This window comes from Bradyrhizobium sp. IC4059, from assembly GCF_020193615.1.
GTDB classification, from domain to species: Bacteria; Pseudomonadota; Alphaproteobacteria; order Rhizobiales; family Xanthobacteraceae; genus Bradyrhizobium; species Bradyrhizobium yuanmingense.
Genome location: NZ_JADYVH010000008.1, coordinates 85,212 through 111,782, shown reverse-complemented (window position 1 = coordinate 111,782; position 26,571 = coordinate 85,212). Strand labels below are relative to the sequence as shown.

The 26,571-nt window shown below is 58.9% G+C and carries 18 protein-coding genes and 2 pseudogenes; 15 read left to right on the top strand and 5 right to left on the bottom strand.

Annotated elements, in window-relative coordinates; genetic code table 11:
- Window positions 1–19 precede the first annotated feature (19 nt).
- The 8 genes and pseudogenes from I6F12_RS24655 (at window position 20) to I6F12_RS24615 (ending at window position 13,940) form a co-directional block, all read left to right on the top strand.
- Window positions 20–688: a hypothetical protein gene (locus tag I6F12_RS24655; protein ID WP_225157431.1), complete on the top strand. Its 669-nt coding sequence runs from the start codon at window positions 20–22 to the stop codon at window positions 686–688.
- Window positions 636–2,000: a hypothetical protein gene (locus I6F12_RS24650; RefSeq protein WP_225157430.1), complete on the top strand. Its 1,365-nt coding sequence runs from the start codon at window positions 636–638 to the stop codon at window positions 1,998–2,000. Before I6F12_RS24655 ends, I6F12_RS24650 begins: the two co-directional genes overlap by 53 nt.
- A gap of 95 nt (window positions 2,001–2,095) precedes the next feature.
- Window positions 2,096–3,466, top strand: coding sequence for a hypothetical protein (locus I6F12_RS24645; protein ID WP_225157429.1), 1,371 nt, complete (start codon window positions 2,096–2,098; stop codon window positions 3,464–3,466).
- Window positions 3,467–3,533: 67 nt separating this feature from the next.
- Complete coding sequence (locus I6F12_RS24640; RefSeq protein WP_225157428.1) at window positions 3,534–5,780, top strand: di-heme-cytochrome C peroxidase; 2,247 nt, start codon at window positions 3,534–3,536, stop codon at window positions 5,778–5,780.
- A 275-nt stretch (window positions 5,781–6,055) separates the two neighbouring features.
- Window positions 6,056–6,385 carry a hypothetical protein gene (locus I6F12_RS24635; protein WP_225157427.1) on the top strand — a complete coding sequence of 110 codons (330 nt, stop codon included), beginning with the start codon at window positions 6,056–6,058 and terminating at the stop codon, window positions 6,383–6,385.
- 1,945 nt (window positions 6,386–8,330) lie between these two features.
- Window positions 8,331–9,531 (top strand): annotated as a pseudogene (locus tag I6F12_RS24625) (IS256 family transposase).
- A gap of 458 nt (window positions 9,532–9,989) precedes the next feature.
- Window positions 9,990–11,399, top strand: coding sequence for a group II intron reverse transcriptase/maturase (ltrA, locus tag I6F12_RS24620; protein WP_345944183.1), 1,410 nt, complete (start codon window positions 9,990–9,992; stop codon window positions 11,397–11,399).
- Window positions 11,400–13,052: 1,653 nt separating this feature from the next.
- Window positions 13,053–13,940, top strand: a complete 888-nt coding sequence (locus I6F12_RS24615) for a TauD/TfdA family dioxygenase (RefSeq protein ID WP_225157425.1) — start codon at window positions 13,053–13,055, stop codon at window positions 13,938–13,940.
- Between the two features lie 616 nt (window positions 13,941–14,556).
- On the opposite strand, the pseudogene I6F12_RS24610 reads toward I6F12_RS24615, so the two are convergent.
- Window positions 14,557–14,652, bottom strand: a pseudogene (locus tag I6F12_RS24610) (IS630 family transposase); the annotation flags it as partial.
- Between the two features lie 237 nt (window positions 14,653–14,889).
- Window positions 14,890–15,171 carry a helix-turn-helix transcriptional regulator gene (locus tag I6F12_RS24605; RefSeq protein ID WP_225157424.1) on the bottom strand — a complete coding sequence of 94 codons (282 nt, stop codon included), beginning with the start codon at window positions 15,169–15,171 and terminating at the stop codon, window positions 14,890–14,892.
- Between the two features lie 619 nt (window positions 15,172–15,790).
- Here I6F12_RS24605 and I6F12_RS24600 point away from each other — a divergent pair.
- The 3 genes from I6F12_RS24600 to I6F12_RS24590 all read left to right on the top strand — a co-directional run bounded on the left by I6F12_RS24600 (window position 15,791) and on the right by I6F12_RS24590 (window position 17,009).
- A complete protein-coding gene (locus tag I6F12_RS24600) occupies window positions 15,791–16,063 on the top strand; it encodes a DUF2285 domain-containing protein (RefSeq protein WP_225157423.1) in 273 nt (90 codons plus the stop codon).
- Window positions 16,064–16,228: 165 nt separating this feature from the next.
- On the top strand, window positions 16,229–16,423 hold the full coding sequence (locus I6F12_RS24595) for a DUF6499 domain-containing protein (RefSeq protein WP_225157422.1): 195 nt from the start codon (window positions 16,229–16,231) through the stop codon (window positions 16,421–16,423).
- Window positions 16,424–16,508: 85 nt separating this feature from the next.
- Entirely contained in the window at window positions 16,509–17,009 is a 501-nt protein-coding gene (locus I6F12_RS24590) for a DUF2285 domain-containing protein (protein WP_225157421.1), read from the top strand.
- A 257-nt stretch (window positions 17,010–17,266) separates the two neighbouring features.
- On the opposite strand, the gene I6F12_RS24585 is transcribed toward I6F12_RS24590, so the two are convergent.
- Both I6F12_RS24585 and I6F12_RS24580 read right to left on the bottom strand, forming a co-directional pair.
- On the bottom strand, window positions 17,267–18,175 hold the full coding sequence (locus I6F12_RS24585) for a LysR family transcriptional regulator (RefSeq protein WP_225125765.1): 909 nt from the start codon (window positions 18,173–18,175) through the stop codon (window positions 17,267–17,269).
- A 160-nt stretch (window positions 18,176–18,335) separates the two neighbouring features.
- Entirely contained in the window at window positions 18,336–18,617 is a 282-nt protein-coding gene (locus I6F12_RS24580; protein ID WP_225157420.1) for a helix-turn-helix transcriptional regulator, read from the bottom strand.
- Between I6F12_RS24580 and I6F12_RS24575 the strand changes: the two genes are divergently transcribed.
- The gene (locus I6F12_RS24575) at window positions 18,616–18,879 is read left to right on the top strand and encodes a hypothetical protein (protein ID WP_225157419.1); all 264 of its coding nucleotides are present in this window, start codon (window positions 18,616–18,618) and stop codon (window positions 18,877–18,879) included. The genes I6F12_RS24580 and I6F12_RS24575 overlap by 2 nt on opposite strands.
- A 177-nt stretch (window positions 18,880–19,056) precedes the next feature.
- On the opposite strand, the gene I6F12_RS24570 is transcribed toward I6F12_RS24575, so the two are convergent.
- Window positions 19,057–19,380, bottom strand: coding sequence for a hypothetical protein (locus tag I6F12_RS24570; protein ID WP_225157418.1), 324 nt, complete (start codon window positions 19,378–19,380; stop codon window positions 19,057–19,059).
- A gap of 928 nt (window positions 19,381–20,308) precedes the next feature.
- On the opposite strand from I6F12_RS24570, the gene I6F12_RS24565 reads away from it, so the two are divergent.
- From I6F12_RS24565 to I6F12_RS24555, 3 genes are all read left to right on the top strand, one after another.
- On the top strand, window positions 20,309–21,451 hold the full coding sequence (locus I6F12_RS24565) for a TlpA disulfide reductase family protein (RefSeq protein WP_225157417.1): 1,143 nt from the start codon (window positions 20,309–20,311) through the stop codon (window positions 21,449–21,451).
- Between the two features lie 568 nt (window positions 21,452–22,019).
- Complete coding sequence (locus I6F12_RS24560; RefSeq protein ID WP_225157416.1) at window positions 22,020–23,852, top strand: ABC transporter ATP-binding protein; 1,833 nt, start codon at window positions 22,020–22,022, stop codon at window positions 23,850–23,852.
- Between the two features lie 388 nt (window positions 23,853–24,240).
- Entirely contained in the window at window positions 24,241–24,456 is a 216-nt protein-coding gene (locus tag I6F12_RS24555; protein ID WP_225157415.1) for a hypothetical protein, read from the top strand.
- The last annotated feature ends 2,115 nt before the right edge of the window (window positions 24,457–26,571 follow it).

The following is a 26,571-nucleotide window of genomic DNA, read 5'->3' as shown; positions in this document are numbered from 1 at the left end:
ACAGCGCGTTGCAAGCGTCTTGGAGACGGATTTTCTCTCGCCCTTGGTTGCCGGATTTCTATTTACCGACTTCACCCAGCTGTTTTCTCCGCTCGCTATCCCGAGTTTTGATCGCGCGCGCTTTCTGGAATACACGCTGGAGAATGCTGCAGATAGAATGCTCAAGAGCCAAAAGGGCACCGGCGACCAATCCAACCTGCTAAAGGCCGATTTTCAGTCCCATTGGACACCTTCCAACAATATGCCGGCGCTGTTGTTGAACACGACAGATGCCGGTAGCGGCAAACGCGTTGTCATCTCTCCCTTCAATATCGACCCGCTCCACGCGAAAGACAAAGACCTCTGCATTCTCTCGATGCTTGATCGTGCCGGCACCGGAGCCGATCAAACTGTCAAGAGCCACTCGCTGCGGATTCCGCTTAGCGCCGCGGCCTTTACGAGCGCGCGGTTTCCATGGGTGACGCCGGCAGCGACGGTCTCCTTGCGCAATGATTGCATGACCGCCAATCCGCAGGCGCGCCTGGTGGACGGCGAATATGTTGAGAATTCCGGAATAGAGACCGCGCTCGATTTGATTGAGCGACTCAACAGCATCAAGGGCACCTCTGACGCGCCAAAATTCCGGATTTTACCTGTTGTCGCTGGTGAGCGGTCAGTTCGGAGACCACGGTTCCTTCATGTTCGCTGAGCTCATGGAGCCAGTGCGCGCGCTCTTGAGCACGCGAAGCTCTCGGACCTATGTTGCGCTGAACCACGCGACCAATATCGATCGTCGGCCGGAGAGCGAGGTAAGGCCCAGCGTGCAACGCTTTCCAACGTTCGGCCGAATCGACATAACAGGTTCGTTTTACAACCTGCCGCTTGGTTGGACGCTATCTCAGAAAACGGAAGACATCATCTCGCTAAGCAGCGGCCGCTTTTGGGATTGTGTGCCGAAGGATGACTTCGATCAATCCCGCAAGAAGCAGAGCAACGCGGATTGCTTGCAAGTGAAATTGTTTCATCTCTTGAACGGATCCGTCGCATCTGCATTTGAAGCGCTTAGGGACGCCAAGCTTGCAAAGGCTGCTTACGCCGATGAGTTGGAGAAGGAATACAGGCCCGCCTCAAAGATCAAGCCGCAGCCGTTACTTGCTTGCTATGAGAGCAAGTGGTTGCAGGAGCGTGGCTATCAGAAATACCAGGATAAAGTTTCTGCGTACGAGCACCAGCTGGCGGAATCGATCAAGAATCATTCGCCAGTTCCTGCACCCGTGCCGCCATATCGTAAGAGCTATATGGCGTATTTCCAGGCCGAGCAGGTCAAGGCTTTGCTGCAGGAATGGGACCGCATCGAGGAGAGCGATCTACGGATCCTGGCTTATATCCTCGGGGCAATCTCCTACGACAGCGCCGATTTTACACGCAGCAGCGAAGACTTCTCCTACAGCGCGGTCTCTCAACTGCCGCGCAAATGGCGCGATCGAATAGAAAAGAACAACGCCGACCTAGCGGCCGCGAACAAATCGCCCGTCGGCATGGAGGCGTTGCTCAACCATCCGAAGGAATTGGCCAACTTTGTTCTTGGTTACGAGGGCAACCCGTTCGGAAACCAGGTGGGGACGGACGACGGTTGGCTGTTTCGTCCACGAGGAATGTATCAACTGGTGGGACGCGAGCAATATCAGGAAGCGCAGAATCAAATGCAAGAGCTCGGAGAACTGGCGGGGCTTGATCTCCTCACGCTTCCCGACGCACTGCGCGATGCGAAGATCTCAGCCAAGGTCGCCTTTGCTCACTTTCGGCTTCATCCCTATCAAAACCGAACGCTGTTTGAGTTGCTCAAGGATTCCTCGAAGGACTGGATGGCCGTGCGCGCGCTGCAAACCGACATGGAGCATGGCCCAACCGATAGGGAGCGCGTCAATGCAAGAAGCCAGATGTTTCTCGGCTGCATTGAAGAGGCGTTGCATCCGACGCAACTCAAGACATTGCAGAGCAAATTTTACGGCAGCGAGTAAGCACCCTGATCCCCGGTCGCGGGCGGGAATCATGTGACTGAAAGTGGTCTACATCGGGCTTTCGATTTTTCAATCTTACAGGGGAATTGCTGACGATGGCAAAAGGTGAAATCCGCCGGTCAAAACGCGGTCGGCTGTTTACAAGTCTGTCCGCAGCGGGGCTGATTGTCGCGGTTGCCTTGGGAGCAGGAACAGCCCGGGCCGAGACGCCATTGAAGCCGCTTTCGGCCAACGACGTGTCCATCCTGTTTCCTCCACCGAAAGCGCCGGCAGACCTCGTCAATCTGATCGCGGTTTCCGATCTCGCCGGCCCCACCGGGGCTCCGCAGCGGCTTTTGTCCGATGAGGATTTTTCGCGTTTTATTACAAACGCCGAAAATCCAGAACGCAAAGGCGTGCCGGACTCGGGCACACGCCGCATTCAGCTGCCTGATATCGTGAAAAAGATCGATGCCTGGTTCGTTGCGGGAATCCGGATCGATCCGGGTGCCCCGGGATTATCTGCTGATGTCATCGCCCAGTTTGGCCGGCAACCGCAAATCCGCCTGATCATTCAGCCAGTGACCAATGGACCCGAAGGGTTCAAGGTCCATGACACTGCCGGTCATCTTATCTTCAGTTTCAACCTCGAGCCTGATTCACCTCTTGATGGTTGTGCGCCATTCCCACGGTTTAAACCTGACGATCAAGCTTTCAAGGCAATCGTTCGTGACGTTGCATCATTGCGTGATCAACTTGCGGCGGGAAAGTTCGCCAATGTCAAGGTCTCGACTTCCGGTGACATGAACGTGCACCCGGGCCTTATCGGTGCATCCGCAAAACCGTTTCGTGATGCCGTCAAAGCTCTGCTGGAAAAGCATCTCTCGCCGCAGCGCCTCAACACCATAGCTGTTATGGGGATTTCACCGCCCGAACCCTGGGTTTTCGTCTCGATGCTGAGGGTCCCGCAGGCCGGGTTGATACCAGTGCCCGGCCCGACGCTCGATGGGCTTCATGCCGCGCAGATGTTTAGCATCGTAGGCCAGACGCACGTGGTCCCGCGGCCTGTCACGAACAACCAGAATCCAACGACGTGCCGGCACGCGGCGCTACAGGATCCTCCTCTGCCGCTTGCCAATCGTAAGGGTGTTTCGACAGCCGATTTCATCGATGCCAACGTCCCCAATAGCCGCGTACTCGAGATCGTCAATGTCATTGCCGATACGAAGAAGAGTCATTTCTTCAATACGGACTGCGTGAGCTGTCACACCGAAACCGCGCAGCCGCTGGCTAGGAAAGTGCAAGGCTTCGCGGTGTCCGGCGTGAACCGAGCCGTTCTACCGAAAGAAGACTGGAATGTTCGCAATTTCGGTTGGTTCCCCTCGTTCCTGCATGGTGGCCCAGCGGCCGCGACCATAACGCGACGCGCGGCAGCCGAGACCGCTGACGTCGTCACCTTCATCAATAGCCAATTGCTGAACAAGTAATAAGCGCCGTTGCTGGCTGGCGCGCTCGCGCGGGGGCAGGCGCATTTGAGATTAAGGAGAATTTGAGATGGGGGCACGTTCGTTCAGCTCTTGGGTGGGTGGCGTGGTGAGGCGGTGGCCCCATGTCGTCGGTCTCTTGTTCGCGATGGTGTTTGTCCTGGCGGCGTCAATAGGGATGGCGTATTTCGTACCGGAGAAGCTTCGCGATGCGGCGCTCAAGGTCAAGAATGACGCAAATCTGGTTGCCCAATTGCTGCCAGCGACACTGCCCGCGCCATCGAAGATCGATAGCGCATACTGGCTGCCCCAGAACTGGAGTTCGCGGCAGCGTTACTGGTTCCACCACACGTCCCAAGGCACGGCGACTATTCCTGTCCCCTATAAGTGGTTCCTGGCTCTGGAACGTCCTGAGTTGTCGATCCGTTACACGAGCCTGACGGACAACGATTATCTGCGACGCCTTGGCTTCATCCCAAGTCCGAGCTCAAAGGACTTTGACGCTAGCTCATCTACGTACGGGTACCAGGAGGATTCCAAGGGCGCCAGCTCCACTTGGACAGCGAGCACACCTGACAATGCAAATGGTTTGCCTGTGGGTTTCGCGATCCTGAAAGGTGGCGTCGACCCGACAACGGGAGATTTCTACGAAGATCAGATCGGACTAACCTGCGCCGCCTGTCATACAGGTTATCTCGAGTACAAGAATGTCAGCATTCGCTACGATGGTGGGCCAGCGATGGTCAACCTTGGCGAGGTTGAAAGGGTCATTGGGTTATCGATCGGGTACACGCTGATCTTGCCGTGGCGGTTTGAACGCTTCGCCGGCCGGCTGGAAAGCATTGAAGGCCGAAGCGTCGACCGCAAGAAGCTTCGAGGTGATCTGGAGCTCGCACTTCAAAAGATCAAGAAGCAAAAGGCCGCAAACGATAGCCTTTTGACGAGGCAGGGCGTGACGAATCTTGACGAGGGTTTCGGTCGGCTTGATGCCTTGAACCGGATCAGCAACCAGGTCTTCTACACAAATTTTCTCGATCCAGCGACCGGAGAACTCCCAGATCCGCTCCTCAAGGGCAACTTCGCGCGCAACGACGCTCCTGTGAGTTTTCCGCCAATCTGGGACACGCCGTACTTCCTTTGGGCGCAGTATGACGCCTCTGTTCTCAACGAGCTTGTTCGCAATTCTGGCGAAGCGCTCGGCGTCAGCGCGAAAATCAATATGAGGGCACCCGCGCTAGGACGGCCGCTCTTTGAATCATCGATCCATCTGTCGGACATTGCGCGTTTCGAGGAGCTTTTGCGCGGTACCGATCCCTTTTCGTCGGCGGAGGCAAGCGGCAGGAAATTCAACGGCCTTGTCGCGCCACGATGGAAGGATGCGCAGGACAGGTTCAGAGGCGACCCGGCCTGGACCATTGACGAAAAGCTCGTTGAGAAAGGTCGTGATCTTTATCGCTCGCACTGCTTTGAATGCCATCGAGGGCCGGTCGATGATCCCGCATTCGACGCAAAGTGGCCGGAAGATTCGTTCTGGAAGCCGGAAAACCCAGATCGCTCTGCCAAGGGCGAGAAGAATTGGGTGGAGATCGGCGGGCGCTACTATTTCAACGTCGCTCAGCTGCCGGTGAACGTGATCGGCACCGATCGTCAACAATCCAATGTCCTCACGACGCGGCGTGTTCACTTACCCGAATCACTCGGCCTCAATCCGATCGATGACCTGAACAAGGCCTGGGGGTGCGGCCTGCCGGCCGATCGGGCGGCAAATCCCTTATTTGTGCTCGCGCTGATGGATGTCGTGGGCAAGACGATCGATCAATGGAACCTCGCGAACAACTCTTCCGAAAAAACCAAGCAGCAGATGTGGGGACCGAGGAAGAACTGCCAAAATCCGCGAGCTTACATTGGAGCGCGGGTGCGCCGTAACAGCAAGGACGAAGATGTCCTTGCTGTTGAACCTCAGTACCGGGCGCGTCCGCTGGACGGTGTTTGGGCGACAGCTCCGTATCTGCACAACGGGTCCGTGCCGACGTTAAAGGACATGTTATTGCCGCAGGGCCGCCGGCCGAGTTCTTTCTGCGTCGGCAGCCGCAAATTCGATCCTGTTAACGTCGGGCTCGTTACGAAAGTACGAGCGAATGACGCCTGCGCGGCCGGCCTGACGGACTTCAACGTATCTTTGCTTGGGAATAGCAATCGCGGGCATTCTTTTGAGGGCAAGGAAACCGATATAACGAAGCTGCCGCCTGGGGTCATCGGGCCGGAATTGACCGACACCGAACGGCGGGCGCTTCTAGAGTACTTGAAGACGCTGTAAGGAAGCCGTTACCCTGGAAGCTCAGCGCTCGTCGCCCGAGGGCAGACAAGGCCGATCTTTGGGAAGAACACAATCGACGTAAACTCATCCGCGTGTTGAGGACAGGTTACTCAATGTTCTGAAAGGGAGTTGCCGGACTTCCTTCCGAGGATCGGAGGACGGCGGCGCTCCTTGATTCGATTGCCAGTCCTGCCGGGGCGCGCCAGACTTGGCTGATCAATCAAGAGCAAGGCTGAACTCTGGCCAGGGCTAGAGCCTTGATCAGGAGTAGAGTCGTGATGTTCTTTGGTGCTGCCAACGCAGGAGGTGTTCCTGCGCTCGAGCTGGTTATGCAGATTACGCAGACATCTACTCGGAACGTGAACTGGATCGCGAACGCGGGCCAGTCTAGCGTAATCGACGGAGCTGGTCGCTTCACGGCACTGAATAAATCGCCGATCATTGTTGACGCGCCGCGAGCGGATATCTTCAGCCGCGAGACCCTGCTTGGCGCCGAAAAGACCGTCAAGCTATCGAACGACTTGTCCGAATGTGTCGGCGATCTTGCCAAGACACCAGGGTTGATGACACGCGACATCGTTTACTGTATGATCGCGCAACCTTAAGTAAGGTGTTCAGAAGGCCAGGTCCTTCCCGTTTACACCCGGCCACTGACAATATTTATGTCGTGAAACTCGCGCTTGCAGTGTGGTCATTGCACCGCTCCGTTGGAGGAGACCTTACTATGCTCGACTCCGAAACAACTGCCTGTCTCCGTCGAGTTCTGGATGAGGTTCGCAAAGGCTATCCGGTCAGGAGACCGGCACCCGAACGTATGTGGCGTCCAAAATTCTAGAAGCCGCCGCTCGAGGCGAGACGTCCGTCGAAGTTCTGCGGCAAGTCGGACAAAAAGCGCTAAACAGCGCTCCGTCGATGTGGCTTCAGCAAGATCATCTTCGATATTCACTCGAAAGTAGCGGTGCCGGTGACCTGCCGGTAGCTCAACCAGCCAGGATTAAGCACGCCGATCCCGACTCACCGCGGAGCTGGAAGCATTCAGGGAGCGCGTCGTCGTGGAAGCTGATCCGGAACGGCTAAGCGCGCGAGACGGCATGGTCGCCGTAAACCGATTCAAGTCGGGGACTGGCCAGCGGGTCTCGCCAAGCGGGATCATAGTGGCAATCCGACGACTGACCAAGCAATCGGCAAGGAACATGGCGGCTTGGTGCGCAGAGACGGCGACCAGCGCAAGTTCGAGTAAACTATTGTAGCTGAATAAGATGGCACGGAAGTGCGCCGGAGGCTCAAGGGCAAAAGATCAGGCCTGATGACGTCGCCTCGACGATTAGAACCCCTGAGCAATCTGCGAACTATCACTCCGGCCGGAGTGAGATCCTTCGACTGCTACGGGCAGCGCTGTGGTGTCTTCTCGCGCGGAGAGTGATGGACGCTCGCCGAAGATCATCCGCCGCGGGCGCTGAGGCTCGTGGTGATCGAACGCGAAGGGTCTCGTGATACAATGCGCTGCAGCCGACATGATCAGCGACACAGCCCAGAGCAGGGCGAACGGACAGGACCAGAAGACCCGCAAAGCGTCGGCTGCTTGCATCGCAGAGCCTGCCGGGCGGCGGCGGACAGGTAGAGACTTCGCTCTCATCCTGTTTGTCGCATAGCTTGCGCATTCTGCAGCTTTGACGAGCAAGTGCGTCAAGACGATTGCGTCGTCGGTCGCGCATGACGTCAGCGAGCTTGGCGGCGCGCAACTGACAAGCGACCAGCAGTCAGTTCGCGCGTATGCACCGGGCGGATCGTTCCGGTCGGCCGCACGATTGCTTGTGAACCATAGGTGGCTGTCTGCTTCAGTATCGAAGCTAACCAATTCGAGTTTGATGTCACTTCGGGCTCTTTTTCGTGTTCGAGAGCTTCTCGCCTGCGCTGCTCTCAGTCACTACGCCGCCACTGGAACGTATCGCCAGCCTTGAATGTGAGGTGTCGGCGCCGGCGCTGATACCATTCCATACAACCGGCTCTGCGAGTGCGGGCAGCCATAGGCCCTGAAAGCCCGACCGCGGTATTGACCTGCCCCCTCCAAAGGGTCGTCGAGCCGCATCCGGCAAAGTCACGGTAAAACTGATGGCTGCGCCTTGATTGGTCTGAGGAAGCCAACCGGTTACTGCTTGAGGGTTCGTCGCAGCAGCTGCTTGCATTGTTTGTATAAGTGGCGGAGATCGCGCCCGTATTCTGGTCAAAGCTGTTGATGGTTAGTGTTCAGCCATATTGTTGGTCCAGGTCCCAACGTTGCGCCTTTGCCGGAGTCACTAGTCCCCACTCCAAAGCATCCGCCGGGTCATATCCAAGCCTCCTGCGACATTGGTCCAATCCATCGAGCTCCATAAGGAGCCGATCATCCGCCGGTCGTGTCCCCGGTGATGGTGTAGCTCGGTAGAGCAAAGCCGTCCGCACGCGCGCCCTCCCATGGCGCCGTAGCGGGCGAGCGGCTTTGCGGGTGGTCACCGATGATTCGCCGGTAGGGTCGGGTTGCTGACACCAACCTGATTCGAGGAACCACCGATGACCGATGAGATGATGAACCTCCGCACGCTCGTGGAGAAGACCCCTGATGCGGATCTGCTGCGCGAGATGATCGGCTTTGCTGCCCAGCGCCTGATGGAGCTGGAAGTGGAAGGCCAGACCGGGGCCGCCTACGGCGAGAAGAACCCCGAGCGTCTGGCGCAGCGCAACGGCTACCGCGACCGGAGCTGGGAGACCCGGGCCGGCACGGTCGAGCTGCGCATCCCCAAGCTGCGCAAGGGCTCCTACTTTCCGGGCTTCCTGGAGCCGCGCCGCATGGCCGAGAAGGCGCTCACCGCCGTGGTGCAGGAGGCCTACGTGCAGGGCGTCTCGACCCGCTCCGTCGACGATCTGGTGCAGGCGATGGGCATGAGCGGGATCTGCAAGAGCCAGGTCTCGCGGCTGTGCGCGGAGATCGATGACAAGGTGAAGGGCGTTCCTCGCTCGCCCGATCGAGGGCGATTGGCCCTATCTGTGGATCGACGCCACCTACGTGCAGGTGCGCCAGCAGGGGCGCATCGTGTCGGTCGCGGTGATCGTCGCGGTCGGCGTCAACAGCGATGGCCGGCGCGAAGTTCTCGGCATGGACATTGGTCCCTCGGAGGCCGAGACATTCTGGACGGCGTTCCTGCGCAAGCTCGCCCGCCGCGGCCTGCGCGGCGTCAAGCTGGTCGTCTCCGACGCCCACGAGGGCATCAAGGCGACCGTCGCCAAGGTGCTCAACGCCAGTTGGCAGCGTTGCCGCGTGCACTTCATGCGCAACGCGCTGGCCCATGCCGGCAAAAGCGGACGGCGTGTCGTCTCCGCCTCCATCGCCACTGCGTTCGCCCAGGACGATGCCGAGGCCGCACGAGCGCAATGGCGGAAGGTCGCCGATCAGCTCCGCCCCAAGCTACCCAAGCTCGCCGGCTTCCTCGACGAGGCCGAGACCGATGTGCTGGCCTACATGACGTTCCCGCCGCAGCACCGCACCAAGCTGCACTCGACCAACCCGATCGAGCGCCTCAACGGCGAGATCAAGCGCCGGACCGAGGTCGTCGGCATCTTCCCCAATGAGGACGCTATCGTCCGCCTCATCGGCGCGATCCTGCTCGAACAGAATGATGAATGGGCCGTCCAGCGCGCCCGTTACATGACGCTGGAAACCATCGCGCCGTTGAGCGATGATCCAACCGTCAGCCTCCCGGCTATCGCCAGCTGACCAGTCCGGCTCTTGCCGGCGAACGCGGTGTCCCACCGCCAGTTACACCACGCTCAGGGAGTACGTCATGCCAAGCTGATGATTGCTTGTGGGTGCAAGTCCCATCCGGCCAAAGCTGTAGCAGGCAAGCCGGGACCGAGTCTTGCGGGCATCGCGGCAACGCGGGGTCTGAAGTGTAGACAGGAGCCATGCGGGGTGCGGGAATGAGCCTCGAAAGGTGGATGTTCGCGGAGGCCGAGTGTGTTCCCTAGTCACGAAGGCTGCATGAGCATCGTCGTTATGCGAGACGATGTCGCTCCGTCGGGGTCGATGGCCGGATCACGCATGGAAGGCAATCATCGGAACATGAGAGGCCCGACCGGGTCCATTGGATTGGTCTCCAGTGGGGGACAGCGGCAAGGCACTGCCAGAGCCGTTGTCCGAGCTGAGGTCGGGAGTCGGACTGGTCCATACTACCTGTGAAGTCGTCGAAGGTAACGAGACGGATGGAGGGAAGGGACCAGCCTGAGAGGAGCCTGCGCGAGGAGGCCAGGGTCCGGACGCAGAGCCGGGTTGCCTTGCCGCCGAACCTCGAGCGGGTGAACGCGGCAGCCAAGCAAGCTGCCCAAACCCGATTCACTGCCTTGCTGCATCATGTCGACGAAGACGCTCTCCTTCGGGCGTTTCGACGGCAAAAGCGGCAGGCCAGCGCGGGGGTCGATGGGGTGACGATGGCGAAGTACGAAGAGAGGCTGACGGATAACCTCCGCGACCTCTGCGGACGGGTCCACTCCGGTCGCTACCGGCCACAGCCGGTGCGGCGGGTCTATATCCCCAAAGCCGATGGCGGTAAGCGACCTCTCGGTGTGCCGGCGCTAGAGGACAAGATCGTCCAAAGCGCGGTGGCTGAGGTGTTGAGCGCCGTCTACGAGGCCGACTTCCTCGGGTTCTCCTACGGCTTCCGGCCGGGGCGGAATCCTCACATGGCGCTTGATGCCCTGCATACGGCGATCATGAGCCAGCATGTGAACTGGGTGCTCGATGCCGACATACGCAGCTTCTTCGACTCGGTCGACCACGAGTGGCTATTGCGGATGCTGGCACACAGGATCGCCGATCCTCGCATCTTGCGGCTCATCGGGCTGTGGCTGCGAGCTGGCGTTCTTGAGAGCGGCGAGAAGCAAGAGACGGACAGGGGCACGCCGCAAGGGGCAGGCATCAGCCCGCTCCTTGCCAACGTCTTCCTGCACTACATCCTCGATCTCTGGGTCCAGAAATGGCGTCGTCGCCGCGCACGCGGTCGCATCGTGATCGTGCATTATGCGGACGACTTCGTCATGGGCTTCGAGAGCAAGGCAGATGCGCAGGAAATGCTCTTGGCCCTCAAGGCGCGGCTGGCCAGCTTTGGCCTGACGCTCCATGAGGACAAGACGCGGCTGATCGAGTTTGGCCGGTTCGCGGCCGTCTCGCGTCAGCAGCGCGGCGAGCGGCGGCCCGAGACCTTCGCCTTCCTCGGCTTCACCCACTACTGTGGGCGGACCCGAGATGGCCGGTTCATCGTGAAGCACAAGACGGAAGGGAAACGCCTGACGCGCAAGCTGACGGCGTTGCGCCAGGAGGCTTGGCGGCACATGCACGCGCCACTGGCCACGCAGCACCAGTGGCTCGCCGCCGTGCTGCGCGGGCACTATGGCTATTATGGCAGGCCGCACAATTATCCAGCGCTCAACGGCTTCTACCGCGAAGTGCGTCGGACCTGGCTGCGTTGTCTGAGACGGCGTAGCCAGAAAAGTCGGCGCATGGGCTGGCCGGAGTTCGAGACCCTGACAGCACGCTTCCGCCTGCCAACTCCACGCATCACTCGCACATGGGCGCAGGCGCGGATATGACGCGGGTTACTCTCGGGAAGAGCCGGGTGCGGGAAAGCCGCCCGCCCGGATCTGTGAGGGCAAAGCCGAATGGCCGAGCTACTCGACCACGATCCATCCGCCCATCAACAGGCGTCGTTCAATTTTATGAGAGCGCCCACATCGAACGCTACTTTGCCCCGCGTCCTTCTTCATTGCGCAGAGTGTCAAACGCCATCCGGAACTGCCCCCTTTGCGTCATGAAGAACTGCCCCCACCATCGGCATTATGATCTCGGTTGAAGGTTGTTTCCGCCGGTGACGGGCCGGAGGGAGGCGGAGCCGACCGGAGGGCCGTCACCGGCGGTCGGCGGCTTGATGAGGCCGCTCTGCCAAGCGGACCAGCAAGACTCAAAGCACAATCTCGCGGGGCGCGAGCTGCTTACAAGCAGCTTTGGCTGCACATGCAAGTAAGCTTAACGGAGTTTACTGCGGCTTGTGACGAGCCTTAGGTTTTGAAAGGGGCTTTGTTGCGGCGATGCGCATCTTGCACGATGGCTCGGCCGCGTGGATGCGTTGTTACCCTGCTGGTGCATTCTTTCATTGTCTTCTCTGAAATCCCGCATTTTTGGTGCGTGTGTGATCATGCTCACGCGCCTTAAGGTACTAGAGGAAAGACAGGGCGATCTTAGGAAGATGAATCCTGGCTCTGATCTTAGATCGGGCGCTGCCTTCAGCCTCGTGCTGCCAATAGGGGGCAAAAATAGCCCGCCAGAATTTGCGGCTAGCAATGTGAGAGCGCGAAGTCGCTGCATTGTCTCGGGGGCGCACGGTATTCCTGCGGGGGCCGCGCTCTGTCTCTATTTTGTGCGGTCAACTGCCAGGAAGCTAAAACGAGCTGCGCTCCGTAAGGAAAATCTACGCCTCCGGACAGAGCCAAGAACGTAGGTCACAGCCCCGAAGACCTGCATTCGGTGCGAGCGCAGATTTCGCAAATCGAGGGATTGAGTCCGTTGTTTAGCTGCAATGGGAGTTGCAGCGTTCAATTTTTCGCGGCTTTCCTGCTCGGCAAGAAGAACAACACAATAAACCAGCCGACGAAAGACACCCCGCATTGGACAACTCCAAGTCGCGAGGAAGTGATTGCGGACCGTGTAGGTAGCTATGTATAAAATATACAGCTTAAGATAGAGTAACTTACCGAAGCGAGGCGTCCTGTCATATCCGCTTCGCGAGCGCAGGCCGCTAACGAGCTCGATTCTTGTCGTGCGGATGAGGCCATGCCAGTCGCATGAGTCCGATGCAATCGTTGTTCGAGGATTTTCCAAGAACGAGTTCGCAGACGAGGCGAACGTTACTCGAGATCGAAAAGAAAGCTGGTTTCGTTTCATGGACTGGACATAGACGGCCTCTATAATTTGTACTGTTGATCAGGCTGCAAATCGATCTGCTCGCGTTATACGCGAGTTGACTCGAACCGCACTGGCTGTGTCCGCACCGCAGAGGGAGTCAGATCCTAAGATGATGGTGGTCTGTATCAAAATCAGCCGGCGAATTGCGCGGTGTGGGTCACCCCTCAGACAATTCGGATGCGTGTCATCAAGACGGCCTTGTCGCGTTCGTTGCCACGCGTCACCACCAATCGCGGAGCTTTGTTTAGACATTCACAGAGAGAGGCACCGGCATGAGTGGCACAATGACAATTGATAACGTCATCCCGCGAGCAGACATCGTCGAACATGCGGACCGGCTTGGTGCCGAAATCAAGAACATTAGGCTGTCGGACGATTTGTCTGACGAGGTCATCATAGCCATTAACCGGCTGCTGCTAGAGCGTAAGGTCATCCTCTTCCGTGATCAGGGACATCTCGATGATGCCCAGCAACAGCGTTTGGTGCTCCGGCTCGGCTCACTGATACCGAATCCCACAATGCTGGACACAGGGGGAGACCTAACAATCCGGAAGGCGCTCCCTGATCGCGCCTGCAGTCATGTCGACCAGATGAACGATGATGACGTCTTCAGTGCCCGCCGCCCAACAATTTCAGTGCTGCGGGAGGCAGCGGTCCCGCGTTTTGGCGCGGACATCGCTTGGTCGAACACGGCGGCCGCTTATCTTGATCTTCCCAATCCCCTGCGGATGCTCGCCGATAACCTCTGGGCTGTGCGCTGCGCCGCATTCGATCACATTGCGATGGAGGGGGCCACCGAAGCCGACAAGAGAGCATTGGACGACGTATCCGCCAGAACGATTTACGAAACGACACATCCGATCGTTCGTGTTCATCCCGAGACCGGCGAACGCATGCTCTCGCTCGGTCGGTCTGTGCAGAACTTTGTCGGCCTGCAGCGCTATCCCAGCCAAAGACTGTTCGAACTGCTGCAATCCTATCTCACCGCGCCGCAGAACACCCTGTGCTGGAACTGGAAATCAGGTGACGTCGCAATCTGGGATAATCGCGCGACTGAGCCGTACCCCGTCAACAAAATTGGCAGTCCTCATTTGGCCATGGACCAGCTTGCGATTGACGCCGGCGTACCGCACATGAGGAGGCTGAAATCACGGGCCACTGAGGCTGCCTAGCAGTGTCGGCACGTCGGGTTTTCGTAAGACGCTGGCGGTTCAAGGCTGAGTTGTGGCCCTGCGATGTCGAGCGGAGCCGGGCCTTAGAGCTTATCCCGCCAGGATCGGCTAACCCGCGCGGCCAACCTGCTTCTTTTCTTGTCCATAAGAATTGCTGAGAAGCGCGAGCAGGCGGTGCCATTCTCGTGTGAGAGCCGGGTACAATGCGAGCCGGCTCTTGGCTATCGGGCTGGGCATTGAAAAGCTGCAGCGGATCGAGCTCGGGCGATGGTCGAGGCGCTATCCAACTTAAAAGCGGGCTCGCGCACTGCGGAAATAACTCATGAATGTGGGCCCAGGCACACCAGGGTCCTGATCATCGATGAAGGCCTTTCAAGAGTGTCCTTCGCAATTGGGGATCGCGCTCACGCTCGCTTATGAGGCGGGTCGCGTGTTTGTTCGGACAGAAGGCGTGGACGCGCCTGTCGCATACGTTAGGCATGCTGGGCGGTTCGCTGGAGCCGGTCGCGATCAAAGCGGTTTCTATCCGCAATGACAGACGTAGTTGGCACATCGTTCAGGAGTGAACATGTTCAGTGTGCGTCCCACGAGATCCCGGAGGCGTCGACGGTTCGGGGGCTCGCCGCAACAGTACTTTGGTTTTGGCGAATTCCATCTCGATCGGCTTGAGATCGGGGCTGTAGGGCGGCAGGAATAGTAGGTGCGCGCCGGCGCCTGCGATGAGGCAGGCGGCCTCTTCGTTCCTCTGGCTCGATAGATTGTGAGGATCACCCAAGATCTCGGCTTTATAACGGGCCGCTCTGGGCGTTCTTTAAGCCGAACCCTGCTGTCGCAACATCGGCTGGAGCAGGAGATCGGATTCGGCCGCCGCAGATTCGAAGGGGAGGACGTGAGCCGCTCCGGCTCGTTTCGCTCCCGTGGTTAGCCGCAAACATGGCTCTCTCCATAATTACGTCCTGTTCCGACACGGGCGTGCCGGCTTGCGTCCTCTGGACATCGGCTTGGGTGGCACCGCACCCTTCGCCGGCTGAGCGAACAATTCGGACAAGTGAATACCCAAGGTCGCGGCGATACGATCCAGGAGATCAATGGTCGGGTTCTCTTTCTTCTGCTCAATGCGCCCCATATACGAGCGGTCAATCCCGGCATCATAGGCCAATTGCTCTTGCGGAATGCCGCGCTCTACGCGGATCCGGCGCACATTCCAGGCCACAAGCGCACGAGCGTTCATGCGCAAAGGCAGCCATTCCGACGATTATGAAACCACTGGTTATAGCCAGAGTATTACGATAAGCTCACACCTAAGCAGTTGGTTGTCGTCCAATTTGCTTCAAGGAAGCAGGTCACTGTGAGATGCAGACGCCGTAACGTTTGTCGTCTTCGAATGTCGTCGATCATCACAAGCGTTCTCGCGGTGCGATAGCCCGCCACTGGCCGGAGAGCAGTAATGGCCGCTCAGAGGTACTGCGGCGTTTTCCGGGCACCGCGACCAGATAGGACAACCGTTCAACTGGAGCTCGAAAAGGGAAACGAATTTTCTCCAAGGGCTGGGTCTGGCCACGGCCTTTCACCAATGCGCGCGGGCCGGTCACCACGGGCACCTCCCGGCATGAAAGAGCAAGAACAGCCTAGTTGCATGGCAAATCTCCGATCAGTTCCGGTATGTACTGCGTTGAAAGAGGAAATGCGCAGGATGGAGCCACCAGGTCATTGTGAGCCGATATGCGATCGCGGTCTTGGTGCGAAAATGAGTTTGGCGCTGCGACGATTCCGGCCGTACCACAACGCCCCCAATTTGGTTATCATTGCACGGAATTCGATAGATTTTTCAGTTTGATAGGAGTCAGGCAGTGCCGGCCGACCCGAAGATCGCAGAATTGGCGCCCACCGCGCACGAGCTCACGTCATATGACAAGGAGCACGCTATCACCTACATGCGACTTCTCGATGCCGACGCTGACAAGGCAGATTGGCGCGAAATCGCGCGCATTGTGCTTGGGCTTGAGACGACCGTTGAACCCGATCGTGCGCGACGCACGTTTGAAAGCCATCTGACGCGGGCCAAGTGGCTAGCGGGCCGCGGCTATCGTGATCTGCTGCGTGACGGTTGGCCAAAGCAATGAACACGGCGGATTTCAGGATCCGCGGAATTCCCAGCAATCGCAAAAGATGATTATTCCATCGATTAAGTGCGTGCAAGGCTCGCACGCGGTACGCACGTAACCGGAAAGGGCCACAATCATCGGCTGCATTTCGCCGCGTGTGAAATCCTGCGGGGAAATGGTGCGATGCCGGATACTGACTGGAGATCTGAGGAAGCGTACAGCGGCCTGAAGAAGGCGGATGCTGCCGACCTGGCCTGGGAGTGGCTGCGCCGGGATCCCGATTACCAAGAGGATTACAGGCGGTTGTCTCGCCGCCAACGATCCAGCGCAACCACGGACCAGTTGCGACGGAAGTGGGGGCTCTCGTTTTCCAGCTGATCCGCAAAAGACATTCGATAAGCAAGCAGTCTTCTGGGCACCCGAAGTGCTGTCGACCGTACTACCTATGCGGGCGGCCAATTGCGTGGCGCCCAAAAGCTACCAGCTCGATTTCGGCAATCTGCCGGGCAGCGGCCTTCGTCGCGCGCCGGATGGCTGGCATGCCATCGTGCCGCTCGGAGGCGCGAGGCATCGCCTTTGGCTGAAGAGCCTTCCGGCGAGCGGGTCTGCTGTCGTGCTCGATTTGCCGCTCGACGCTAATTTCGAGCTTCGCTTGCAGGCTGCACGTCGATTTTGGCTCGCGCTTGAGCATCGGCCACTCGGAACGCCCCCTCTTACTTTGCCGGCTTTGAAGCGGCGTCGGCTGATCCTCGCGCTGCGCGCACTGGATGCATGGCAGGAAGGAAATAGCTATCGCCAAATTGCGCAAGGTCTGTTTGGAAGCCATCGTATTGGCGAGCGGGGCTGGAAAACAGACGATTTGCGCAGCCGAACCATTCGACTTGTTAAGCTGGCGCGGCGCCTCATGCGCCTTCGCTGCCGCGCATTGCTCGACAAGGGCAGACGCAGGAATGACAGTTCATGAGCTCTTGGGCGATCAATGGCATACCTCCGTCCCGTGCAGCAATTCTTCTGGCATGGCACGATCGCGGATAGAATGAGATCTTTGCGTTCCGGTCTCTCACTCTTTGGCGTCTGGATTGCTGCGACAGAGAGGCGCTATCTTCGTAAGGGTTTGACGACTCTGCTCCGATGGTTTTCTCAAGTTGAGTGCTCTCGACTTGAATAGCGGGCAATGCATCGATCTCCCACTGTACCGTATTGAGGGGGGCCTGCTAGGCGTCAGGCAGCTTGCGCAAGTGCTGCCTTTTTGCAAAGACGAGCCACCCATCGGCAAAAAGAACGAGCGATTTCGGGATGCTCGCTGCGATCCACCGCATAGGCGCGATATTGCATGCCACTTGGAGCGCGTGAGCCGGGGATGATTTGCAAGGCGCCCCCTCGCACTAGATCACTGACGATGATTTCCGGTGCGACAAGAAGGCATTTCCCTGTCATGACTGCCGGCAGAGCAAGATAATTGTGATCGTACCGCGCGCCCGCTCGTATGTCGTTTGAGGACAGGTTCATGGCCCTCAGCCATGTCGGCAGGATGTCGGGTCGTGATGTGATGTTCAGTATCGGAGTTGAGCGAACGATCGAGAGCTCTCTGCCCGCGACCAGGTTTGGCGGCCCGACGCATACCAGTTCCTCATTGTAGATCTCCCAACTGTCGGCGGGTTCGATGACGGAAAGGTCACGTGTAATCAATATGTCGAAGTCATCCGAAGATGTCGGCGGCGAGAGCGAGCTGATGACGTCCACGATAACGCCGCCAGCTTCAGCAGAGAACGCTTGCAGATTTGGAATCAGAAGCGAGGAAGCAAAAGTCGATAGCGATGTGCGGACGACGATCCGATTGGTGCCCGCGGCCGCCCGCCGCCGCATTCTCTTGGCGGTGAAGCCCACTGTCTCGAGCGGTTCAGAGACTGCGTTAGCAAATAGTCTTCCGAACTCAGTCAAATCACTGCGCCGGCCGCGCCGCGCGATGAGGTCCGCACCAAGATAGTCCCGCAGGACGGATAAATAGCGGCTGACCGAGCTCTGCGTCGTTCCCAAGCTGCTGGCGGCGCGCGTGACGCTGCCTTCGCGTGCGACGGTCACAAAAGCGCGGATGGCATTTAAAGGAACTTCGTCGTCTTGAGCCGCCATTGTCCGCTCCGGCGCCAGATTGAACATCCATCATATTATTCGATGTCCATCGCGGGATTGCCGCGAATCAGGGGTCGGCTGCGCGCAAAATCCGCCTGGGAGCGCATAATACTTGGTCACCGCACAAGATCGGCGTCAATGGCTCGGTGCTGTCAGGGGGCTAGGTCCTTTTGCGGCGTGCCGGCTTCGGCTTGCGACCTTTACGTAAGGTAACGGGTGGCGGCGCCCCCTTGGATGGCCGAACAAACAGCTCGGAGACAGCAACGCCGAGCGTCCCGGCAAGGCGATCGAGAAGATCGATTGTCGGGTTCGCCTGTTGGCGCTCAAGTCCGCTCATATAGGAGCGATCAACACCTGCATCGTAGGCCAATTGCTCTTGCGGAATACCGCGCTCGACGCGGATCCGGCGCACATTGTATGCCACAAGCGCACGAGCTCTCATGCGCGAAGGCAGCCATTTCGATGGTCATCAAACCACTGGCTATAACCTACATAAAAACATCACAAAACTGGAGGTTTCGAATCGAACTGTTCCGATGCGTGTCACCGAATCGTTGTTCCCCGACGCTATTGGGGCGGGCCGCACCAGCGCTGGTATGTCGATCGTCATCAATTTGTGCGGCGCGGGTTTTGCCGGCGCTGACCCGAGCTCCGTCGTTACGCTGGCTCGGCAGTGTTCGATTCCGCTGCCCCATTTGCGCTAATAGCTCGAGCCAAACGCAAAAGATGCCGACTGAGAGGGCCCGATAGTCTTCCATTCAACGAAATGGAGTCGTGGCCCCGACGAACGTGCCGCCCCAACCCATCGAGATTGCAGCGACAGCCGTTCAGGCCAGATTAGAGTTGGCCTTCACTGCATCAGCGCAGAAAGCGCGTCTCAGCTACCTCAATCTCGCCCATTCTCTGCAGTTGAAGATTTCCTCTACCGCTACAATATGCTTGTGGACGTTCTGGACGCCACCATCAGCGATGTACGGCGGAAGCTGTCCTTCAAGGCTGTGCTTGAGGCCCGGATCCCGTAATTGCCATAAATCATCATCTGGACGTCCCGCAGCAAGGCTCGTAACCTTGGGAAATGTCTTGTCCTCGATGACAACGGCGCTGGCGCCGGCCCTTTCATACGCGCCAATCGCATGGATGACATTGATCGCATTGCAATAGCCTGTGTCGATGTCGGCCACATCGCATATTGCAGGGTTTTCCATCTACTTATTTCGATACCTGTCATCCAGCTGTAACACGATGGGTCTTGAAGGTCCGCAGCTTGCCAAAGAGTTTCATGCCGGCAAGGAAGTGATGCGCGCCGCCAGCGGGTGGGTCCAGCCGGCCTCCTGGTCAGAAACCTGGAGGTGAACGCCTGTATAAGCCTTAGCTCCATCGAGCGATCGGCGGCATCTGTTTCGATACGAGGGAAACGGTTTTCGAAGTGGGTGGGGGCGTCAGGGACTCCTGGTACACTCGGCTGGCCAGCAAACTAGTCGAAGTACCTGCTCTTGGTGCAGGAACCGCTTGGGGCGATGGCGAGCACTGACAGTTTCAAAGCCTCCCTGATCCGTTCCCCGCGAATGGCTCCGTCGTCATCGACCAGAACACGTGTCCCGGTAACTCGTTCGAGTCCAATCGTCGCTCGCCTCTAATCCTGTCTGCTAGGGGACAGGCATTACCAAGTTTCCGTTCGGCGGCTCACAACATCAAATCAGTTTTCTGGCGGCGCGAAGTGCGCAATTCGTGTTCAAACTCCGACAGTGGCACAAAGCCCGTCGGGCTCAAACACTGGTCGCCGTGACCTGCCGTTGAGCTATTCATGCGCAATTAGGCCTTAATGCGCGCAGACGATGCTGGCACGGACGTTGCTACTAGGTGCAGCAGTACTGAAAGTGCTGAGCACACCCAGATGCGAGTCGAGCGATGCTTTCCTTCCTTGAACCGATGTGGCCTGCTTGTGAGACGACGAGCTTGTGCCTTGTCACTTTGTGTGTCGTCGCGCTTAGCGCTGCGACACCGACATTCGCTACGGCTCTCGCTCGGCAGCCCGTCTACACCAAGGCACCACACCTCTCGGTCGCGCTCGCGATCGGAGATCAGCTAGCACAAAACGTCGCGCAGTCTCTGACAATAACTTTGGAGCGTAAGATGGCGCTGGGCTTAGACTCCCCAGCTCCCCCGATCAAGGTGGAGAACTGGCTGCGTGGTCAGCCTCTCACGAGCTTCCAGCCCGGGAACGTGTACATCGTCGAATTTTGGGCAACTTGGTGCGCACCGTGTGTGGCGGCACTGTCCGATCTGGTACAGCTGCAAGAGAAATACAGAGATAGCGGAGTTGAGGTCGTCGCAATAGCTGCCGGAGAGCGCGCTCAAACAGCGGAAGAGGCCCGAAGCAAGTTGGACGCATGGTTGATCGAAAAGTTGCCGAATCTCAACTATCGGGTCGGGCTCGACTACACACGCGAAATGGACAAGCTTTGGATGGATTCCAGCTTTTCTGTTGGGATTCCCACCTCCTTCGTCGTCGACCGTGACGGCCACATCGCCTTTGTCGGTTCCCCGACGCAACTCGATGACGTTTTGCCGAAGATTCTGACCGGCAGCTGGCGCATCAGCGATGAAGCGAAAGCCGCCGATGCAGAGCGGATCGCCGAGGGCGAACGCACAATGCCGATCTTCGCCAAACTGACGCCGGCGATGAAGGCGCAGGATTGGGCGAAGGCGCTTTCGGTGGTCGAAGAAGCCGTCGCTGTCCTGCCGGATGACGTGAACTTCCGCGTGCTCCAGGCGGATCTGTTGCTTAATAAAATGCGCGACTTGCAGGCCGGCCTGCCGGTGATGCGGCAATTGGTTCGTGACGCGATCAACAAAAAATCCGCGATGTGGATGGCCGCGGCGCTGCGCCAACTCTTTGATCCGGCGAATGACAACTCTCATTTGCCGCAGGCCGAGCGCTTTGCGATGGGCGATGAGTTATCCGAACACATTCTGGCCGTAAATCCTCCGCAACGGGACGAGGCCCCTAAGTTCATGTCCTATCCGGCGGTCGCTCAGTACTATTACGAGAGGGGTGACAAGGATCGCGCGATCGAGTTGATCGAGGTGACGCTGAAGTCGCTGGACGGCCCAGCACCTGCCCCGGACGACCTGAAACAGCACGTTATTTCGGTATTGGTCCAAACGCTCGCCAACTACAAGGATGAGAAGGCTTGCTATGGGTCTGTTTGTGCGACTCCGCAACCCGGAGTTCGGCAAAGTACCAAAGCGCAAGCGCCGGAGGAGAGGAGATGAAAAAGGGTAACGATCTGAGCTGCTCACTGGTTAATTCGTCCATTTATCCGGTGGGCCATCGGCAATTAAGATCCGCGAGCACGGCGGTGGATCGTTTGTGGCACGTTGGAAGTTCGGATTGCCATGACCTCCATCCGGATTGACGCGGAGGTGATCTTCCAGGTGAAGTCGAAGTCGCGCCGCGATCCGATCACGCAAAGTCTCTCGCGGTCATATGCTGAAAACTTCCTTCATCAAAATGCACTTTGCCAGCCATGGCCGAGGCCGGAGCTAGCTGGACATCCCCGCGCTTCTGCAGGCGGGCAAAGATGAGTGACGCCGATCCCGCCTACCTGGCTCACACAAGCTCGGATCGCGCAAGGCTGGCCGATGTCTCAGATCGATGCTCTCAGCCCGAGGAGCTCGCAAAGCGTGAGGCGCTTCAGCTAAGCGCTTACGCGAAGAGTGGGTGAAATGGGTAGAAGAGTTCGGCCGCAGCCCCCAGACTCCGGGCATTTATCGCATCCTAGCACGGCGCGCCAAGGATTGAACGGTTTTTACGCCGCGTGTGCCACAAACCCATAGCACCATGACCAGTCAAGATGACAAACGACCCGTCGCAATCGGCTTGGTCCTCCCGTTTGCGTTAGAGCACTGGCTGAAGCAGCCAGTCCGTGCCACGATTATCCTCGTCGGCTTCTTAGGGGCGACGGTCGCCGACCTGTTCATGCCGGTCTATTCCGGCCGTCTGGTGGATGCATTGACGTCGGTCCCCTCCGACGAAGCGGCGCGACATGCGGCACTGATTGCGTTCGCTGGTACCCTCGCGCTTGGTCTGCTCTCAAGTATATTGCGGTTTGCGGGCTTGCAGGCGATCGTGCCGTTCACGCTGAAGACCATGTCGGATGTGGCCCGTGGGGCCTTCATGCGCGTGCAGCGCTTCTCAACCGACTGGCACGCTAACTCGTTCGCCGGCTCGACCGTGCGCAAGATCACACGCGGCATGTGGGCGCTCGACCTGCTCAATCACACGATCCTGATGGCATTGTTGCCGTCGCTCGCGGTGCTCGTGGGATCGACGATCCTGCTCGGCCTGCATTGGCCCGAGCTCGGCGCCGTGATCGGCCTCGGCGCCGTGATCTATGTTGCCATCACGACGGCATTGACGATCGGCTACATCGCGCCGGCGGCGCGCGTCTCAAACGCCTGGGACAGCAAAGTCAGCGGCACGCTAGCGGACGCGCTCACTTGCAATACTGTGGTGAAATCTTTCGGTGCTGAGGCGCGTGAGGATGCGCGGCTTGACGGTGTCGTCAGACGCTGGCGGGCGCGGGTGCAGCGCACCTGGCTGCGGTCCAACGGCACGAGTACGGTGCAGCTCGTGATGCTCTTGTGCTTTCGTGGTTCGGTGATCGGCGGCGCCATCCTGCTGTGGATAGCGGGGCGCGCCTCTCCGGGCGACGTCACCTACGTGTTGACAAGCTATTACATCATCCACGCCTATTTGCGTGAAGTAGGGATGCACATCAACAATCTGCAGCGCTCGGTCAACGACATGGAGGAGCTGGTTACCATCTATGGCGAGCCGATCGGCGTTGTCGATGCCCCCGACGCCAAACCGATCGACATTCACGGTGGGACGATCACGTTCGAGGACGTCACCTTCCTCTATGACGGCGATCGCGGGCCGCTCTACGACGGATTGTCGATCAACATCCGCGCCGGCGAGCGGATCGGTCTGGTCGGCCGCTCCGGCTCCGGCAAGACCACATTCGTCAAGCTACTTCAGCGGCTCTACGACGTCTCCGGCGGCCGGATCCTGATCGACGGCCAGGACGTTGCGAAAGCCACGCAGCAGTCGCTGCGCAGCCAAATCGCGATCGTGGAGCAGGAGCCGATCCTGTTTCACCGCTCGCTGGCTGAAAACATCGCCTATGGCCGACCCGGCGCCAGCATGGCGGCGATCAAACAGGCGGCGAGGCTCGCGAATGCGCATGACTTCATCATACGATCGCCGAAGGGCTACGGCACACTGGTGGGTGAGCGCGGCGTAAATCTGTCGGGCGGCGAGCGGCAGCGCGTTGCGCTGGCGCGCGCCTTCCTTGCCGATGCGCCAGTGTTGATCCTGGACGAGGCGACGTCGAGCCTGGATTCGGAATCGGAAGCGCTGATCCAAGAGGCGATGGAACGGCTGATGAAGGACCGCACCTCGATCGTAATCGCGCACCGCCTGTCGACGGTGCGCGGCCTCGACCGCATCCTGGTGTTCGATCGCGGCGAGATCGTCGAGCAGGGCACGCATCCGGCACTGATCGTGCAACCCGGCGGCATCTATCGCAGTCTGTTCGAGCGGCAGGCCGTCGAGTTCGGTCCGCTCTCGGCGGAAGGCCAGCCTAAAACATGGCTGGCCACGTCTCCGTAGCCCTCGTGCTATTTGGCCGTGCTGGAGGGACATGAGCATGGCCTGTAATCCCACATCCCTTTGGCAATCTGGTGACGGAGGCGAGTGTGAGCGTTGATGCAAGGGCGCATGAAAAGTCCTCCAGACGTGGCTCGCAGATATGGTTGAGCCGGGCCGGCCGTTCGGCTTAAGCGAGGTCCGCGGCGACGGCAGCGGGATCACGGAGGCACGGCGGACGCTGCCGCAGGATGTGCGGGTGCGCGGCCAGGCGCGACGGCTTGGTGTGACGCTGGCGAGCCTCTGCCGCCTCGTGTGGGGGAGGTGGTGGCGCGCAGCAGCGGCCGTGAGCAGGTGGTGTTCGGCACGGTGCTGTTCGGCCGCATGCTGGCGGCGCCGGTGCCGCCGCACGATGGGCCTGTTCATCAACACCATGCCGCTGCGGCTCGATCTTGACCGCACCGCCGTCGAGGCAAGCCTGCACATCACACATGCCCGCCTGCCCGAGCTGCTCGCGCATGAGCATGCCTCACCGGCACTAGGAGTTCTTCAGTCAAGTTCGCATGTGATTTCTGCCCAGGCGCAGGGGACCCTAACGACTTCCGCCCAACGTGGTCAGAACAGGTAAGGTGGTCAGAACAGGTAAGGGGGCGCTAGAAGTCGAATGTCGGCGGGCTTTGCGTATGGCAGAGGACCGCCGCGGCCGGAGGAAAACCTTGCGCGCTTTGCTCATTCGAGTGAGTTTTCCAGTCCATGTCGAACATCTGGTGGGGACAGCTGCATCCTCTTCGGCAGGCGGACCTAAGAACGATCGCACACCAAGAATCTCGAAGCGCCGGCGCCAATCGATTGTCTCAGCGGGAATAAATCCAGAATTACGCGAGGGCATGGGCGCCTGACCGACCGCATTCACAAATGCCGCCGCTTTTAACAGAAGAAATACCTCGCGACTATTTTCGACACGTGAATGCTTGGTGTCGCGCGCCGTGGAAAACTGTCCCTGGACGTCACGAGGAATTGCTATCGCATGCTTAGTCTAGCGCATGAAAACTCGCGCGCTTGTGGCTGAGACGAGTACGACGCAGCCGACCGTTATCGGCACGAACATCATCAGAACTGTTGTCGATGCGCGCCGGAGTATCTAAGCTTCTTTGAGGCGACCAACTCCGCGATTAACGAAGCGCTGCTCCTAGGAAAACCCCGACTGCTACAATCTTCAACATTGAGCTCGTGGCCTCAACATTCGGCAAAGAAAGAGCGAGGGCTGAGTGGACATGGAAAGCTAGAGCGGCAACGCTGTGCGAGGTCTTTCGGGACAGTCGCGATGGAGCACTCGACGCGCGACAGCTGGCAGGCCCCGATGCTGAGCGATTTGAAACGGCCGAAGTCGATGGCGTAGGCTGCCCCTCGGAAAACGGCGTAGGCCTACCGGTGCGAGCCCCAGATAGTCTTGGCGGGCGCGGAGGTATTTCTGAAGGAGGGTGGCAGCAAGTTCGGGTAGCCCCAGCCACTGGCAAGTGGCGCAGGTGCTTTGCGTAGCTGTGGGATCGCGAGCGCGTGCTTATCACTGGTCAATTGTCACTACCAGATGTGGGCGTTTTGTAAGCAGTACTGAGCTGACAGCAGCGAGCGCCAAAATCGGACCGCTTGGGAATGCTTCGAACCAGCTCGTCAAGGAAGGTTCGGCCGAGCGCCTTGCGCGTGGATTGATCCTCGCGCAGAACCTCATCGGCACGCTGCGCCCCGCGTGACACGCTTTTTTGCCTGTCCGCCAGTCCTGTCCGGTCTCATTAGATTCGTTTGATGCGTCGCAAGATCGAGCACCCTATGCGAATGCGATGGGCGGGCTTCGCTATGAGCGCGAGCGGCTATAGCGCTATCTCACGGGGCGCTCGGGTCGGCCCGGTTGCGTCCTGTAAGGCGCGAGCGGCTCTCTCCCGAAAAGGAGGTGGCGGCGCTACAATGGGGTCTCGAGGCGACTGGCTTTCCGCCGCTGATCGTAGTTGCCTTAATGCCGGCGTGGCTCGCCTCCGTGTCGCAAATATTGTCTGGCAGACTTGGCTTGCTGCTTTCACCTCGCGCTGGCGTCCGACCGCCACCGCCTGCGCGATGCGACGGCAGCCATGATGGTTACGGAGACGACATCAGCCGTTGAACAAGGATCAGCTGGGCGCCGTCGACCCGCTGAAATGCCAGCGGCTTTTTTCGACCAGTATGCGCCAAATGAGCCGTCACTCCGTTGTGGGAGGCGGAGCTGCGACCGCCCAGGCTTGTTTCGCTGCTCATCCCACGATCGCGATCATCGCCCGTTACGGTGGCGGAGGACATCAGATGAGCGGCAGGAGGCGATGGCGAGAAAACGGATGACGTAGAACCATCAGCAAGACCGGCAACGCACTTTCTGCAGCCTTAATCGCCGAGATCACCGCAAACTGAACAGCGGCACTGCACGGGACCTTGCACAAGTTCTCGGACTAGCGCTGATCGCGGCCACCCATTCACTCGATCATGCCATTCGAGAGTCTCCTGATACGCATGGTGGTCGGCACCAGTAACGCGCTAAGCGGGTCCGCAAAAGAGAGGGTCTCTAGATAGCCACACCGTGTCTGATGTACGACGATGTGTAAAGATACGGACAGAGTGCTTCGGGTGACCACGCTGTAATTTAAACAGTTTCTTCTTTGGCACGACTGATGCTTTTGGGTTAGCCGGCGACGCGCCGGCCGAGGGTATTCCCCTAGAG